Genomic DNA, 15,920 nt, shown 5'->3' on the forward strand with positions numbered 1-15,920 from the left:
CTAGCCCTCGTTGACGGCCTTGGCGGCGACGTCGGCGAACTCCTGCCACTGCTTCGCCTGCTCGCGCAGGGAAGCGGCCTTAGTGGCGTCGCCCTTGGCCTCGGCGGCCTCGGCCTGCTTGATAAAGTCGTCGGCCTTGACCTGGAACTGGTTGACCTTGTCCTGCTGCGCCGGGTCGGTCTTGCGCCAGCGGGAATCCTCCGCCTCGGACACGCGCTGCTCGATGCGGCCGATCTTGTCCTCGAACTCGCGCACGCGCCCGCGCGGGACAAAGCCGATCTCGTCCCACTTGTCCTGCAGCTCGCGCAGCTTCGCCTTCGCCGCGCCGAGGCCCTTTGCGGGGTCGATCAGCGAGTCGTACTCGGAAATCAGCGCGTCCTTCGCCTCGGCGTTGGCCTCGAATTCGCGGTCGCGCTCTGCGTTGACGGCGTTGCGGGCCTCGAAGAAGTGGTCCTGGGCCGCGCGGAAGCGCTCCCACAGCTTGTCGTCCACCTCGCGCGGGGCGCGGCCGGCGGCCTTCCACTCCGTCATCAGGTCGCGGTAGGCGCGGGCGGTGTGGCCCCAGTCGGTGGAGTCCTTCAGCGCCTCGGCGCGCTCGACCAGCTCTTCCTTGGTCTTCCTAGCCTGCGCGCGGTTGCGGTCCAGCTCGGCGAAGTGGGAGCCACGGCGGCGGTTGAAGCTGTCGCGGGCGCGCGAGTAGCGCTTCCACAGCTCGTCGTCGGTTGCGCGGTCGATGCCGCGGATACCGCGCCACTCCTCCAAGATCGCGCGGATGCGGTCGCCCGCGGCCTTCCACTCCGTGGAGTTTTCCGCCAGGTCCTCGGCCTCAGCAGCCAGCGCTTCCTTGAGGGCAATTGCTTGTTGACGGCGCTGCGCCTTCTGCTCCTTCGCCTTCTCGCGCGCGGTATCGGTAGCGTCGATCGCCTTGTCCAGACGCGCCTCCACGGCGTCGATGTCGCCGATCACGGCCGCGTCCGCAAGCGATGCCTTGAGTGCCTCTGCGGACTTGCGCAGCGCATCAGCGTCCTCAGGGTGGGCGCGCAGGCGCGTCTCGATGAGCTCCACCTCGGTGACCAGGTCGTCGTAGCGCTGGCCGTAGTGTGCCAGGCCTTCTGCGGGCGTGCCCGCCTGCCAGGAGCCGATCTGACGCTCCTCGCCGCCGCGTGTGAGAAAGACGTTGCCCTCGTCGTCAACGCGACCGAACTTGGACGGGTCCGACGGCTCGCGCGCCGGCAGGGGAGCCGGGGTGACGGTCTTTGCCGCTGCCCCTGGGCGCGGCCCTGGCTTCTTCGCCATCGCTGCCGGCGACGGCGCCTTGGTGCCCGGGGTCGGAGTGGAGTTCGAATCGGTCATGGTGGACATCCTTTCCGCGGCCTTTGACCTGGCCGCACTGTGCCGCGCGTCGCGGCTGCCTTGCGCAATGCGTGCGATATTACCGGCACTTCACGCCCTGCGGGGAGCAAACGGGGCGCTGGGTAGGGTTGTGCGCGTGAGACCCAACCTCTGGATCGTGCCGGGATCGCCGGCACTCGCGCTTTCGCCTAGCGACGCCGCTTCGCAACGCCTCCTACAGGCCGTCCGCGCGCTCGCAGAAACCGCCGGTGGCAGGGCCATCGACATTGTCTGCTCGCAGGATGAGCGCTGGTACACCGCCCACACTGGGTCCTTCACCGCCTGGGGTGGGCCGGAGATCACCGTGCGCGCGGGCAACCACCTGGGCGAGCTGGTCGCACGGTTCGCACTGGGGGACCCGGAGGTACGCGAGGTCCGCGGGGAGATCGGCACCCCCGACCCGGACGTGGTGACCGTGGTGGTGCTAGACGGCCCGGCCGGGCTGACACCGCGAGCCCCGCTCGCGCTGGTCGACGGCGCGCCGGAGTACCACCGGCGTCTGTGCGGGTGGCTGGACGGTGGGCAACCGGAGGTCGTCGATAAGCAATTGCTCGAACCCGCGTTGTGGCACGAACTGGCGGCGCTGCGGCCACATAAGGCGACATTGCTGGACCACGACGACACCCTGGGCGTGGGGCGCTACGTAGCGGAGTGGAGCGTATGAAACCGATCGCAGTAGTGGGCCCGACCGCCAGCGGCAAGTCCGCGCTAGGCATCGCGCTGGCGCACGAGTTCGACGGCGAAGTGGTCAACGTGGACTCCATGCAGCTGTACAAAGGCATGGACATCGGCACCGCGAAGCTTCCCGTGGAGGAGCGCGAGGGCATCCCGCACCACCTGCTGGACATCTGGGAGGTCACGCGCACCGCCTCGGTGGCTGAGTACCAGTCGCTCGCGGTGGCGACGGTGGAAGAAATCATGTCGCGCGGCAAGATGCCGGTGCTGGTGGGCGGTTCGATGCTGTACGTGCAATCGCTTATCGACGCCTGGTCGTTCCCGCCCACCGACCCCACCGTGCGCGCGAAGTACGAGGAACGCTTGGCCGAGATCGGCGTGGACGCGCTGCACGCGGAGCTGGCCGAGGTGGACCCGGCTGCCGCCCGCACCATCGAGGACAAGGACCCGCGCCGCACCGTGCGCGCCCTCGAGGTTATCGAGCTGACCGGCAAACCGTTCCAGGCGTCGCAGCCGCCGAAGAACGCAGCACCCCGCTGGGGCACGCGCATCCTGGGGCTGCGCACGAACGCCGAGTGGTTGAACCCGCGCATCGAGCTGCGCACGCGCATGATGTTTGAGCAGGGGCTTATCGACGAAACACGTGGCCTGGTGGACGCCGGCCTCGTGCGAGAATCCACCGCCGGCCGCGCGATCGGCTACGCGCAGGTGCTGGCGATGCTCGACGGCGAGCTCACCGAAGACGAGGCCGTGGCGCAGACGATCACCGGCACGCGCCGGTACGTGCGCCGCCAGCGCTCCTGGTTTAACCGCGACCCGCGAACCGTGTGGCTGGACGCGGCCGGCGCGGACGTTGTGGGCGCCGCGTTAGACTCGCTGGCGTGAAATTTATCAAAGCGCACGCCACCGAAAACGACTTCGTCGTCCTCATCGACGTTGAGGACACCCTCGACGTGACCCCGGAGCAGGTCGCCTTCCTCTGCGACCGTCGCGCCGGCGTCGGCGGAGACGGGTTGCTGCGCGTGGTGCGCCGCGGGGGAACAGACGGCATGTGGTTCATGGACTACCGCAACGCCGACGGCACCGTCGCGGAGATGTGCGGCAACGGCATCCGCGCGTTCGCCCACGTGCTGGTGGCCGAGGGGCTGGAGGACGCCACCGAGTTCGACGTGGATACCCGCGCCGGCGTCAAGCACATCCGGGTGATCTCTGCCGACTGTGCCGATGCGATTGTGTCTGTGGGCATGGGCCGCGTTGAGGTCACCGGCGTCTCCACCGCGTCCATGGGGGAGGCCCAGTTCGCCGGCATCGGCGTGGACGTGGGCAACCCGCACTTGGCGTGCGTGATCCCGGGTATGACTTCTTCGGATCTTGCGGACATGGAGTTTACGGCTCCGGAGTTCGACCCAGAGTTCTTCCCCAAGGGGGTGAACGTGGAGGTGCTCACGGAGCTGGATCAGGGAGGCGTGCACATGCGCGTGTGGGAGCGCGGCGTGGGCGAGACCCGCTCCTGCGGCACCGGTACCGTCGCCGCCGCGCAGGCGGCTCTTGCGGACGCGGGCATCGAAAACGGCTCCGTGATCGTCAACGTCCCGGGCGGGGCCGTTGAGGTCGTGCTTGACGGCGGCGAGGCCACGATGACCGGCCCGTCCACGATCGTGTTCCGCGGGGAGCTGGCGGACGAGCTGTAAGCCGAAGACCTACGCCGGGCCGATGTCTTTCGCGGCCCGGCGTGCGTCGTCCCAGGCCTCCTGCAGTTCGAAGGCGCGCTCGTCGGCGACAGTCAGGATGCGCTCCAACTGCGCCTTGTCGGTGGAGGTGGACTCCAGGTAGCCGTCGATGCGCTCCAAAAAGCGGCGGGCTGAAGAAGCCCGCAGGAGAAACTCGTTGACTTGCGGCACCGAGTTATCCGGGTTGGCCAGGGCAGGGTAGTGCAACGTGCGGTCCGCGATGTCGGAAGCGGACGCACCGTGCTGCAGCAGCTCGTAGGCGTCGAGCACCTCGGCGATGTCGTCGCGCGCATACTGCAGCGACGATCGGATCGCCAGCACCTCCGGGTCAATCTGCACGCGTCGCACGAGCAAGATTGCCCCGATGATCAGCAGAGCCGACAGCATTAGACCCGGCAGTTTGAGCGTGAACACCAGCAGCACAACGGCAGCGAGCACGAGTGCGCCGATCAGCGCTCTTGAGAGATCCCTGTTCGGTGAGCTCATCGGGAAGCCCCTGTAACGGCTAGTGGCCGCCGCACCCGCAGGATCCGCCGCAGCCCCCGCAGCCGCTGCCGGAAGGCGTCGGAATGGAGCCGGCCATCACGGCGGTGCCCGCGATCACGGAATCGCGTGCGGGCAGCTCGCCGTCGGGCAGGCACACGTCGAACGGGAACGCCGCATCGACGGAGACGTGGATGAAGCGCTGGCCGGTCAGCGCGGAGGTGCGGTACTCCGCCTCTAGCACGCGGGCCGAAAACTCGGCGCTCGCATCCGGGGTGGTGGCGCTGCCGCTTGCCACGGCCTCGGCGCCGGGGGAAGCTACGGTGCCGACAACGGCGCCCGGGTGCAGGGCCAGGTAGGCCTCGGTGGATTCGTAGCGGTCCACCGCCAGGCCCAGGGCTGTGACGGACAGTTCCTGCCACTCGAGCGCGGGATCGTCCACAAGCAGCGGCTCCTGCGCGAGGTTCACTGTCAGCGACGCCATGGCGTTGCCGCGGGGGTCGACCACATCGGCAAGCGCGACGACGTCGTTAAGCGGCGTGATGTGCGCATAAGTGCGGGTGACCGACTCGAAGCCCGCGAAGGTGGCGAACGGCTCCACAGCCAGGATGTTCAGCTGCGCGCCAGACGGGTCGGTGTACTGGATCAGCTGGCCTCCCCGGACTTCGCCGACGACGGCGAGGCGGTCGGTGGCGATCGCGGCTTCGACCGCGTCCTGCCACTTGTTAAAGCTCAAGCCGAGTGCGGAAAGATCGGTGCTGACTGCTGTGCTCATGGCCGTAGATTCTAGTCAATCGCCCCAACCGGGAAGAATCCTGGGCCTTGCCGCGTTTAATCGGGTAGATATGGCAGTGACAGATTCAACACACAGGAAAGATCGCTTTTTGCTTGAAGACGAACTGACGCCCGAGCAGCGCACCCACGACGAGCTGCTGCGACAGGCGTTTCGCCACAACGAGCCACAGCCCGGTGCGGAACCCACGGTCGGTGCGCTGGACCTCGCCGACCGCAACGCGTTCCGCAGCGTTACCGGAGCCACCGAACTCCGCTCTGAAGAACAGACCGACGGGTACGAGGTTGAGTACCGCAAGCTCCGCCTGGAGGAAGTGCTCCTCGTCGGCGCGTGGACTGAGGGAACCACTGCGGAGATGGAGGCGAGCATGTGGGAGCTGGCGGCGCTGGCGAAAACTGCTGGCGCCGACGTGCTGGACATGCTGTACCAGAAGCGCGACAAGCCGGACCCGGGCACCTACATCGGCTCAGGCAAGGTGGCGGAGCTGCGCGAGATCGTGCAGGCCACCGGCGCGGATACAGTGATTTTCGACGGCGAGCTCTCGCCGTCGCAGATGATCGCGCTTGAGGAAGCGCTAAAGATCAAGGTGATCGACCGCACCATGCTTATCTTGGACATCTTCGCCCAGCACGCGAAGAGCAAAGAGGGCAAAGCCCAGGTGAGCCTCGCGCAGATGGAGTACCTGTACAGCCGCACCCGCGGTTGGGGCGGCAACCTGTCGCGCCAGGCTGGCGGCCGCGCCGGCTCCAACGGCGGCGTGGGCTTGCGTGGCCCCGGTGAGACGCGTATTGAGGCGGACCGCCGCCGCCTGCGCACCGAGATGGCGAAGCTGCGCCACCAGCTGCGCGACATGACCACGGCGCGCGAGGTCAAGCGCGCGCAGCGCCAGCGCTCCACCATCCCGAAGATCGCGATTGCCGGCTACACCAACGCGGGCAAGTCCTCGCTGATCAACGCGATGACGGGTGCCGGCGTGCTGGTGGAGGACGCGCTGTTTGCCACCCTGGACCCGTCCACACGCAAGGCGAAGCTCGCGGACGGGCGCAACGTGGTGCTCACCGACACTGTCGGGTTTGTGCGCCACCTGCCCACGCAGTTGGTTGAGGCGTTCAAGTCCACGCTTGAAGAGGTCGCCGGCGCCGACCTTTTGCTGCACGTCGTGGACGGTTCGGATGCGTTCCCGCTGAAGCAGATCGAGGCCGTCAACGAGGTGCTCGCCGAGGTCACCCGCGATTCCGGCGAGGAAATGCCCCCGGAGATCGTGGTGGTCAACAAGATCGACGAGGCCGACCCGCTGGTGCTGGCCGAGCTGCGCCACGCGTTTGAAAAAACCGGCCGCACGGCAGTGTTCGTCTCCGCGCTGACCGGCGAGGGGATTGAGGAGCTTGAGGCGCGCATCGAGCAGCACCTCAACTCCGTTGACGCGCACGTGACCATGGTGGTGCCCTACACCCGCGGCGACGTGGTCAGCCGCGTCCACGACGAGGGCACGGTGCGCTCGGAGGAATACGAGGAGGCAGGCACGCGTATCGACGTCCGATTGCCCCGCGTCCTGGCCGAGCAGTACGCGGAGTTCGTAGTCAGCTAGCTATCGGTTGAGCTTCGCCGCGGCATCATCGTCGAGGATGACCGTGGTGCGCGGGTGGTTCTGCAGCACCGACGCCGGGCAGCCCGGGGACACCGGTCCCTCCACCAGCGCCTTGACCGCGTCGGCCTTGTTCGGGCCGGTGGCGATGAGCACGATGGTGTGCGCCTCCATGATGGTGCCCACGCCCTGGGTCAGGGCCTTGCGCGGCACCTGGTCCTCGTTGTCGAAGAAGCGGGCGTTGTCCGCCACCGTGGTGGGGTGCAGGTTGATTTCGCGCGTGCGCGAATCAAGGGCGCTGGGCGGCTCGTTGAACGCGATATGGCCGTTGGCGCCCACACCGAGGATTTGCACGTCCACGCCGCCGGCGGCTGCGATGCGCTGCTCGTAGCTGCGGGTTTCAGCCTCGGTGTCCGCCGACAGGCCGTCGAGAGACTGCACCTTTGCATCGTCGATGTCGACATGGCTGGTGAATTCTCGGCGGATGGTGGCGTAGTAAGACTGCTCGTCGGAGCGTTCCAGGCCGACGTACTCGTCCAGGAGGAACGCGTCGCACTGCGCGAAGCTCAAGCCTTCCTCGCGGTGGCGGCGGATCAACTCCATGTACGTGGGGGTCGGGGTCGAACCCGTGGCCAGGCCGAGGGTCGCGCCGCTTCGCACGAACGGTTCGATGATGTCGGCTGCGGACACGCCTACTTCTTCGGCGGTGGGGCGCACAATGATTTCCATGGTGCTCAAAATAGCAAGGCCACACTGAGAGCTATCTACTTTGCCCGCCAGGCACCCCCGGCACAGGAAAAATCAGTGGAGGGGTGATAATGGCATTTCGTGACTAACACTTTCGGCTGGACCATTCACGGAGACGGGCGCACAGTGCGCCCCGGGGCTGTTGTCGCCCCGGACGAGCGGCTGAGCTGGCCGCGCACCATCGGCATCGGCATGCAGCACGTGGTTGCAATGTTCGGAGCCACACTGCTGGTGCCCACCCTGACCGGATTCCCGGTGAACACCACGCTGCTGTTCTCCGGCCTGGGCACCATCATCTTCTTGCTGATCACCCGCAATAAAGTGCCCAGCTACCTGGGTTCGTCCTTCGCCTTTATCGCTCCGCTGACGGCTTCGCAGCAGTATGGCGTCGGCGCGCAGCTGGGCGGGGTGCTGCTGACCGGTGTGGCGCTCATCCTTGTCGGCATCGTCGTTGAATGGGCGGGCAAACGCGTCATCGACGCGGTGATGCCGCCCGTGGTCACCGGCGCCATCGTCGCGCTCATCGGCTTCAACCTGGCGCCGACCGCGGTGTCGAACGTGGAAACCCAACCCTGGGTCGCGGCGGTAACGCTGCTGACGGTTGTGGTGGTCACCGTGGCCACCCGCGGCCTGCTCTCGCGTCTATCCATCCTCATCGGCGTGCTCGTCGGCTGGCTGTTCGCGGCCTTGACGGGCGGCTTGGGTGAGGACGCACTGCAAACGATCGCCGACGCCCCGTGGATCGGCCTGCCGCAGTTCCACCGCCCGGAGTTCCACGTCTCCGCCGTGCTGGTGACCCTGCCGGTGCTGGTCGTGCTGATCGCGGAGAACGTCGGCCACGTCAAGGCCGTATCCGAGATGACTGGACGCAACCTCGACGACATGCAGGGTCGCGCGCTGATCGGCGACGGTATCGCCACCACGCTCGCCGGCGGCTTCGGCGGGTCCGGCACCACCACCTACGCCGAGAACATTGGCGTGATGGCGGCGACGAAGGTGTACTCCACCGCAGCGTATTGGGTCGCCGCCGCGTTTGCGATTGTGCTGGCGTTCATCCCGAAGTTCGGTGCCGTGATCTTCACCATCCCCGCCGGCGTGCTCGGCGGCGCGTGCCTGGTGCTCTACGGGCTCATCGGCATGCTGGGCGTGCGTATCTGGCAGGACAACAAGGTGGACTTCACCGATCCCGCGAACCTCACCGCGGCCGCGGTCGCGCTGATTGTGGGCATCGGCAACCTCACTCTCGATGTGGGCGCTGTAACGCTGGAAGGCATCGCGCTGGGCTCCGTCGGCATCATCGTGATCTACCCGCTGATGCGTTGGGCGTACGACACCTTGGGGGAGGGGCAGTACCGCAAGGACTTCGAGGTGCCGAAGCCGTCGACGTTCTAGCGTCCGGTACTTGCTGCACGCGAAAACGCCCGGGCGACGTGTGCCCGGGCGTTAGCTCGTCGTAAAGCGAAAAGCGCTTACTCCTCGTCGAGGTTCTGCTCGATCAGCGCCGCAATCTTCTCCACGGCATCGGCGTTGTCGGAAGTGACAGTGACCTCGTCGCCGTGCTCCGCGCCCATCGCCATGATCATCAGCGAGGATGCGGCATCGGTCTCGTCGTCCTCGTCGCCGCCGACAAGCGTCAGCAGGATCTCGTCGTCGTACTCGCCGGCAGCATCTGCGATCACCGTGGCCGGGCGAGCGTGCAGCCCGACGGTGGAACCGACCTTCACAGTCTTGGAAGCCATTCGGGTGTCCTTTCCGTTGTTTTTCATTCAGGTCTGCAACGAGTGTAGGTCGCATGCATGCGAAGGTGCCACCATTTTCGCGCAGAAAGTCAAAGAACGCCCCTGTGGAAGACGTCGGGTGGCGCCCCGAGGGTTACTGGGGTTGCGCGAGCACGACCTCGATACCGTGCGAGCGCAGTTCGTCCACGAACGCGGAGGGCGCTTCGGCGTCGGTGATCACCACGTCGACGTCCGTAAGCGGCGCGAAGCTGACCACATAGTCGTTGCCCAGCTTCGTGGAGTCGCACAACACGACAACCCTGCGGGCGTTGGTGACCATCGCGGCCTTCACCGCCGCCTCCTTGGCGTCCACAGTGGACAGGCCGTGGCCGATGGACAACGCGTTGGTGCCCACGAACGCCACGTCGGCGCGCAACAGAGCGAGGGTGCGAAGCGCGGTACTGCCGACGACTGCCTGACTGATCGGCCGGACTGAGCCGCCGAGAAGCTGCACATCGTGCAATCCGGAATCGCTCAGCTCCAATGCAGTGGGGATGGAGTTGGTCACCACCGAGTACTCCCGGTCCCCGCGGGTCTCCGCCAGACGCTTGCCCAGGCTGCTGATCGTCGTGCCCGAGTCCAAAAAGATGGTGCAACTTTGCGCATCCGGCACGAACTGCAGCGCGGTTTCCGCAATCGCGGCTTTAGCGGCAAGGGAGGCGCGCTGACGCGTATCCAGCGGAATTTCCGTCGAGCGGTAAGACTGGCTCGCCACCGCGCCGCCGTGGACGCGGTGCACAGCGCCTTCGTCGTGCAATGCCGAAAGGTCACGGCGGATGGTCTCCGCGGTGACGTCGAAGCGCTGCGCCAACTCAGTGACGTTGACGCGGCCTTCAACTGCGGTCAAAGACGCGATTTGGCGTCTACGCTCCTCGGCGTACATCGATCTCCTGCGCTTGTCGCTATGTGATTTCCGGTCTGTGGGGCTGCGGCTGCTCGATGCAAACGCACCGACTACAGCGTACGGAACACCGAGATGACACGCCCCATGATCTCCGCTTCGTCGCCCTTAATCGGCTCGAAGGCATCGTTGTGGGGCAACAGCCACACACCGGTGGAGTCGCGATGGAACTCCTTGACCGTCGCCTCACCGTCGAGCAACGCCGCGACGAACTCGCCCTCCTCGGCGTTCGGCTGGGAGCGGACAACCACCCAGTCGCCGTCGAGGATGCCGGCGTCGCGCATGGATTCGCCGACGACCTTGAGCATGAACACATCGCCGTCACCGAGCAGCTCCTCGGGCAGGGGGTAGTAGGTGTCCACGTTTTCCTCGGCGAGGATCGGGGCACCCGCGGCAATCTGTCCGACTACCGGCACGTAGCGGGCATTGCCAGAATCTTCCGGCTTCGCCTCTTGCGGCTTGCGCTTCTTTCGGCCGGCTTCCGGCATTTGGCGCAAGTCCACGGCGCGGGGCTTGTTCGGGTCGCGGCGGAGGAATCCCTTCTTCTCCAGCTCTTTGAGCTGGTATGCGACAGATGAGGTGGACTGCAGCCCGGCCGCGTCACCGATCTCGCGGATGCTCGGCGGGTAGCCACGCAGGACCACAGCGTCTTGGATGACCTGGAGGATCCGGCGCTGGCGGTCTGACAGCGCGTTGTAATCCGGGTTGCCTGGATCGGACTTCTTTCGTGCCATGACGTTCTCCTTGGACTCGGTGGCGTTGTGCGCCTACGAACCTACCAGATAGGGCACTCATGTTCGATGGGCGCAAGCATTGGGTGGACACGTATCGAACGTGATGCTATAAATCGAACACGTAAGCGTATTCGAACAAATGAACGTTAGAACGTTCGAGCGTGTCGGTGCCGAACGTAGAGTGTGCCGCAGAAAGAAGGGAGACACACCATGTCAGTTGCAATCAATCCAGTACACAACACATTAGTTGGACGCACCGGAGCCGCATCTGTGGTCCCTCCGGCAGAAGTCTGGGATGTTGATTCCGCGCCGAAGCGTCGAACAGGCGGCGCCGGTGTTCGAGCGATTTCCGGCTCTCATCGAACGGATGCTCGCTCATCTGCCAAGGGGAGTCTTGACGGTTCCTCCAATGTGAACGCGTTCGAAACACGGCACGAGACGCGCGATACGCTCCTGCTCGGCGTGTGCATGACTGCGGCGCTGCTTATCGGTTCGGCATTCGGCGGTGTTTTCTCGGCGCAAACAGAGGATCCTTCGTCCATGTCCAGCGGCCAGGCGGCTCATTCGGCTGTGGCGGCAACTGCGCGCTAGGCAGGGCGTAGACTCACGGCTACGCCAAGCCTTGAAAACTCTGGGGGTGGAAGACCATGTTTTGTCCTTTTTGCCACAACGAGCAATCTCGTGTGACTGACTCGCGGCTGGTCGAAGCCGGCTCAGCAATTCGCCGCCGCAGAGAGTGCACCGAGTGCGGGGGGCGTTTCACCACAGTGGAAAAGGCCGTCCTCACTGTTGTGAAACGCAACGGCGTGAGCGAACCGTTCGACCGCGACAAACTCATCGTCGGCGTGCGCAGAGCATGCCAGGGCCGCGATGTCACCGACGACGCATTGAAGCGTCTGGCCCAAGAAGTGGAAGAGACTGTGCGCGCGCAGGGCAGCTCGCAGGTGCCCGCCCACGAGATCGGTCTGGCCGTCCTCGAACCGCTGCGTGCCCTCGACGAGGTGGCGTACCTGCGCTTCGCGTCCGTGTACAAGTCGTTCGAGAGTGCGGACGACTTCGAATCCGAAATCCGGCTCATGCGCCGCCGCGACCGCGAAGACTTCTAGCCTGCGGCCACGGCGCTAACGCAGCGCGTCAATCTTCTTCTCAATGCGACGCTGGCTCACCGGTCTCGGCGTGCCCAGCCGCTGCGCAAACAGGCTCACCCGCAGCTCCTCAATCAGCCACAAGATGTCCTTGTAGGCCTTGGTCTTTGTCCGGCCCGCAGGCAAGGACTTCATACGCTGCGCCAAGTAAGCCTTCACCGAATCAATCACGGACTGCCGGTCGGCGTCGCGGTCCGGATCTAGGCGCATGTCCTCCAACCGGATCCGCATCGCGTCGATGTAGCGGGGCAAATGCTGCAAGTGGCCGATGCCGTGGACAGTCACCGCGTGCTTCGGCAGGAAGAACTGCAGCTGCGACGTCATGTCGTCGATAGCTGGGCCTTCCCACTGCCGCAGCTCCGCTGCAATGTTCGCGTACTCCGCGAGTGCCGGCGCCAACGTGACCACCACACGGCGCACACCTCCTGCGACCTGGGGCCGGATTTCGCCCACCAGCGCGTCGAACTCCTCGGGGGAGCGCACCGGCCCGCCGGAGGAGAACATCAGGTCGCGGATCACAGCGACGCGGGCGTCCTCCACAAGCCCATCGGCGCCGCCGTGCGGGTAGCGGTCCACCGCCACCTTCTGCCGCAGCGGCAGCCCCTTGGTCATCTGCCCCGCGTTGACCGTGATCTCCCGCAGCAGCAGCGTCAGCGTCGCCGTGACCATCGAGGCGTCCGCGGCGGCCTTCGTCGGATGCACGGTGACCTTCACGCCGTCCTTGGTGGCTTCGAGTGCCGGGTAGGCGTCGACCTCGTTGCCGTCGATAGTGGTGGTTACCGTCTCCGGCACCGCGCCGAGGGAGTCGGAAGTCCACTTCGCCACCGCATCCGATTCAGATGTGCGGCCGGCCTTGGACACGGAGGACTTGATCTTGCCGGCCTGGCGGCGCTTCAACGCACCGAGGTCCGTGTCGTGGTCGACCACTTTGCCGCGGCGGTCAATCGCGGCGAAGGTCACTTTCAGATGCTCGGGCAGCGCAGAAGGGGTGAAGTCGGCACCGTTGATGCCGCGCCCGCCGACGCTTCTAAGCGCCTCCGCAAGTGCCTCGGCAAACTGTGTTTCCCGCAGCTCGCGCTCGCTGACGCCGCCGGCGTCCTGCTGCGCGCGGATCGCGTCGAGGGCGCGCTCGGCGAAGTCTGGTGCCGGCACCACGGTCTTGCGCAGCGCCTTCGGCAGCGTACGGATGTACTCCGCGGCAAGCTCCGAACGCAGTCCCGGCACCAGCCAGTCAAAGCCGTCGGGCCGCAGGTTGGCCAGAAGCGGCACCGGCACGTGCACGGTGACGCCGTCGAAAGGATCGCCCGGCTCGAACTTGTAGCGCAGCGCGTAGTCGATGGAGCCCTGGCGCCAGATCTCGGGGAAGGCGGCGGAGGAGGAATCCACGCCTTCGTCGTCGAGAAGTGCCGCGGGGTCGAAGTCCAAGTAGTGCTTGTCCTCGGCCCGCTTCTTTTTCCACCAGGAGTCGAAGTGGCGGGCGGTGGTCACGCTCTGGGGAAGCCGTGAGTCGTAGAACTCGAACAGGGTGTCCTCGTCCACCACCAATCCGCGGCGGCGCACCTTTTCCTCTACCTCAGCGGCTTCGGCGAGCAGGGCTTCGTTGTGGTCGATGAAGTGGTGGTGGCGGTTCCAATCGCCCTCGAGCAGGGCGTGGCGGATGAACATGTTGCGCGCGCCCTCGGCATCCACGCGGTGGTAAGGCACAAGCCGGTCGCGCACGATGGTCACGCCGTAGAGCATGGACTTTTGGTGCACCATCGCGGCCGAGCGCTTCCGCGACCACACAGGCTCGGAGTAGCTGTGCTTCATCAGCTCGCCCGCGGCAGCCTCCACCCAGGCGGGCTCGATCTTTGCCACGTCGCGCGCCCACAGGCGCGAGGTCTCCACCAGCTCGGCGGCCATGAGGAACTCCGGGGGCTTTTTGCTTAGCGACGACCCGGGGAAGACCAAGAACCGCGTCCCGCGCGCACCCTGGAACTCCTTCGAGTTGCCGTCTCGGGCGCCGATGTTGGACAACAGGCCCGTGAGCAGCGACTTGTGGATCGCGTCGGCGTCGCGCTCGCCGGCGACGTTCTCGGCTCGGGACCAGCCCAGCTGGCGCTCCACGTCGCGAAGCTGGCGCACCAGGTCGAACCATTCGCGGATGCGCATGTAGTGCAAAAACTCGCGCTTCATGCGCTTGCGGAAGGCGTTGCCGGATAGCTCGTCGCGCGAGTCGCCGATGTAGTCCCACAGCTTGAGCGAGGACAGGAAGTCCGATGTCGCGTCCTTGAACCGGGCGTGGGCCTGGTCGGCCTGGGCCTGGTATTCCAGAGGGCGCTCGCGCACGTCCTGGATGGTCATGCTGGCCACGATCACGGTGACGTCGTCGAGCACGCCGAGTCGGTTGGCCTCCACCAGCATGCGCGCCATCTTCGGGTCCACCGGGATGCGCGCGATGTCGCGCCCCACCGCGGTGAGCACGGGTGCGCCGTCGCGTTCCTTGTCCGAGATCGCGCCGAGCTCGTGCAGGAGCAGCAGGCCGTCGCGCACGGCCTTCTTATCCGGCGGCTGGATGAAGGGGAAGTCGTTGATGTCGCCGAGGCGCAGGGAGATCATCTGCAGCACCACGGAGGCCAGGTTGGTGCGCAGGATCTCCGGGTCGGTGAACTCGGGGCGCGCCTCGAAGTTGTCCTCGGAGTACAGGCGGATGGCCACACCGTCGGCGATACGGCCGGAGCGTCCGGAGCGCTGGTTGGCGGAGGCCTGGGAGATCTCCTCGATGGGCAGGCGCTGCACCTTGGTGCGCGTGGAATAGCGCGAAATGCGCGCCAGGCCGGTGTCCACCACGTAGTGGATCCCCGGCACCGTCAGCGAGGTCTCCGCGATGTTGGTGGACAACACGATGCGCCGGCCGGAGTGCGGGGAGAACACCCGGTGCTGCTCCGCATTCGATAGGCGGCCGAACAAAGGCACGACCTCCACGCCGCGCCAGTGCTGCTTCTCAATGGCCTCCATGCAGTCGCGGATGTCGCGCTCGGAGGCGAAAAAGCACAAGATGTCGCCTTTGCCTTCGCCCATGAGCTCCTTGCAGGCGTCGACCACACCGTCGATCATGTCGGTGTCGATCTCCTTGACGGAGCCGTCTTTTGCCTGCACCTGCTCCACCAGCGGGCGGTAGCGGATCTCCACCGGGTAGGTGCGGCCAGATACCTCGATGATGGGGGCGGGGTTGCCCTCGGCGTCGGCAAAGTGCTTCGCAAACGCTTCCGGGTCGATGGTTGCGGAGGTGACGATCACCTTCAGATCCGGACGCTTCGGCAGCAGCCGCTTCAAATATCCGAGAAGGAAGTCGATGTTCAGCGAGCGCTCGTGCGCCTCGTCGATGATGATCGTGTCGTAGGCGTTCAGGAACCGGTCGCGCTGCATCTCCGCGAGCAGGATGCCGTCCGTCATCAGCTTCACCGCCGTGGATTCGGAGACCCGGTCGTCGAAGCGGATAGCGTAGCCGACGGACTCGCCGATGTCCTGGCCCAGCTCGTCGGCGATGCGCTCCGCCACGGTGCGTGCGGCGAGCCTGCGCGGCTGTGTGTGCCCGATCAGGCCTCGGCGGCCGCGGCCCAGCTCCAGCAGCATCTTCGGGATCTGGGTGGTTTTGCCGGAGCCGGTCTCGCCCGCGATCACCACGACCTGGTTGTCGCGCACCAGCTCCATGATGTCCTCGCGCCGCGCGGACACCGGCAGGTGCTCCGGGTAGGTGATCTCGGGGATGAGGGCATCACGCTTAGCGACGGCAGCTGCCGCCTTGTCCACGTCCGCGCCAATCGCCGCCAGGGCTTCGGGCGAGTTGGCCTTCTTCAGGCGCCGGCGGAACCTGCGCACGTCAGCGATCGGGACGCCGTCGAGCGCCTTATACAGCTGCGGCTTCGTGGGAGGTGAGGTAGGGGATGCGTGCTCATTCATAACCAGAGCGTGAGT

At 66.1% G+C, this 15,920-nt stretch carries 15 protein-coding genes; 7 read left to right on the forward strand and 8 right to left on the reverse strand.

The features are described from left to right. Complete coding sequence (locus ACF3NP_RS03045) at positions 1–1,362, reverse strand: DUF349 domain-containing protein (RefSeq protein WP_181888588.1); 1,362 nt, start codon at positions 1,360–1,362, stop codon at positions 1–3. A 127-nt stretch (positions 1,363–1,489) separates the two neighbouring features. Between ACF3NP_RS03045 and ACF3NP_RS03050 the strand changes: the two genes are divergently transcribed. From ACF3NP_RS03050 to dapF, 3 genes are read left to right on the forward strand one after another with little or no spacing between them, the layout of a single operon-like run. Then, positions 1,490–2,056, forward strand: a complete 567-nt coding sequence (locus tag ACF3NP_RS03050) for a hypothetical protein (protein ID WP_181888587.1) — start codon at positions 1,490–1,492, stop codon at positions 2,054–2,056. Then, complete coding sequence (gene miaA / locus ACF3NP_RS03055) at positions 2,053–2,952, forward strand: tRNA (adenosine(37)-N6)-dimethylallyltransferase MiaA (protein ID WP_181888586.1); 900 nt, start codon at positions 2,053–2,055, stop codon at positions 2,950–2,952. The genes ACF3NP_RS03050 and miaA overlap by 4 nt, the downstream gene beginning before the upstream one ends. Then, the gene (dapF, locus tag ACF3NP_RS03060; RefSeq protein WP_181888585.1) at positions 2,949–3,758 is read left to right on the forward strand and encodes a diaminopimelate epimerase; all 810 of its coding nucleotides are present in this window, start codon (positions 2,949–2,951) and stop codon (positions 3,756–3,758) included. Before miaA ends, dapF begins: the two co-directional genes overlap by 4 nt. A 9-nt stretch (positions 3,759–3,767) precedes the next feature. Here the strand turns inward: dapF and ACF3NP_RS03065 are convergent, their stop codons facing one another. Next, positions 3,768–4,283, reverse strand: coding sequence for a hypothetical protein (locus ACF3NP_RS03065; RefSeq protein ID WP_181888584.1), 516 nt, complete (start codon positions 4,281–4,283; stop codon positions 3,768–3,770). A 19-nt stretch (positions 4,284–4,302) separates the two neighbouring features. Then, entirely contained in the window at positions 4,303–5,055 is a 753-nt protein-coding gene (locus ACF3NP_RS03070) for a hypothetical protein (protein WP_181888583.1), read from the reverse strand. Between the two features lie 70 nt (positions 5,056–5,125). On the opposite strand from ACF3NP_RS03070, the gene hflX reads away from it, so the two are divergent. Beyond that, the gene (gene hflX, locus ACF3NP_RS03075) at positions 5,126–6,661 is read left to right on the forward strand and encodes a GTPase HflX (RefSeq protein ID WP_181888582.1); all 1,536 of its coding nucleotides are present in this window, start codon (positions 5,126–5,128) and stop codon (positions 6,659–6,661) included. Here the strand turns inward: hflX and nagB are convergent, their stop codons facing one another. Beyond that, positions 6,662–7,387, reverse strand: a complete 726-nt coding sequence (nagB, locus tag ACF3NP_RS03080; RefSeq protein WP_181888581.1) for a glucosamine-6-phosphate deaminase — start codon at positions 7,385–7,387, stop codon at positions 6,662–6,664. It lies immediately after the preceding gene. Between the two features lie 99 nt (positions 7,388–7,486). On the opposite strand from nagB, the gene ACF3NP_RS03085 reads away from it, so the two are divergent. Then, positions 7,487–8,797 (forward strand): solute carrier family 23 protein, encoded by a 1,311-nt coding sequence (locus ACF3NP_RS03085; RefSeq protein WP_181888580.1) that lies wholly within the window; start codon positions 7,487–7,489, stop codon positions 8,795–8,797. Between the two features lie 77 nt (positions 8,798–8,874). Here ACF3NP_RS03085 and ACF3NP_RS03090 read toward each other — a convergent pair whose 3' ends face one another. The 3 genes from ACF3NP_RS03090 to lexA all read right to left on the reverse strand — a co-directional run bounded on the left by ACF3NP_RS03090 (position 8,875) and on the right by lexA (position 10,818). Next, positions 8,875–9,144 (reverse strand): HPr family phosphocarrier protein, encoded by a 270-nt coding sequence (locus ACF3NP_RS03090; RefSeq protein ID WP_181888579.1) that lies wholly within the window; start codon positions 9,142–9,144, stop codon positions 8,875–8,877. A 133-nt stretch (positions 9,145–9,277) separates the two neighbouring features. Next, the gene (locus ACF3NP_RS03095; protein WP_181888578.1) at positions 9,278–10,066 is read right to left on the reverse strand and encodes a DeoR/GlpR family DNA-binding transcription regulator; all 789 of its coding nucleotides are present in this window, start codon (positions 10,064–10,066) and stop codon (positions 9,278–9,280) included. Positions 10,067–10,137: 71 nt separating this feature from the next. Continuing rightward, a complete protein-coding gene (lexA, locus tag ACF3NP_RS03100) occupies positions 10,138–10,818 on the reverse strand; it encodes a transcriptional repressor LexA (protein WP_181888577.1) in 681 nt (226 codons plus the stop codon). 210 nt (positions 10,819–11,028) lie between these two features. Between lexA and ACF3NP_RS03105 the strand changes: the two genes are divergently transcribed. After that, a complete protein-coding gene (locus ACF3NP_RS03105) occupies positions 11,029–11,409 on the forward strand; it encodes a hypothetical protein (RefSeq protein WP_181888576.1) in 381 nt (126 codons plus the stop codon). Between the two features lie 56 nt (positions 11,410–11,465). After that, positions 11,466–11,924, forward strand: coding sequence for a transcriptional regulator NrdR (nrdR, locus tag ACF3NP_RS03110; RefSeq protein WP_034998765.1), 459 nt, complete (start codon positions 11,466–11,468; stop codon positions 11,922–11,924). Positions 11,925–11,939: 15 nt separating this feature from the next. On the opposite strand, the gene hrpA is transcribed toward nrdR, so the two are convergent. Next, complete coding sequence (gene hrpA, locus ACF3NP_RS03115; RefSeq protein ID WP_181888575.1) at positions 11,940–15,905, reverse strand: ATP-dependent RNA helicase HrpA; 3,966 nt, start codon at positions 15,903–15,905, stop codon at positions 11,940–11,942. Between the last annotated feature and the right edge of the window lie 15 nt (positions 15,906–15,920).

The sequence above is a fragment of the Corynebacterium lehmanniae genome (assembly GCF_043161975.1).
Lineage (GTDB): Bacteria > Actinomycetota > Actinomycetes > Mycobacteriales > Mycobacteriaceae > Corynebacterium > Corynebacterium lehmanniae.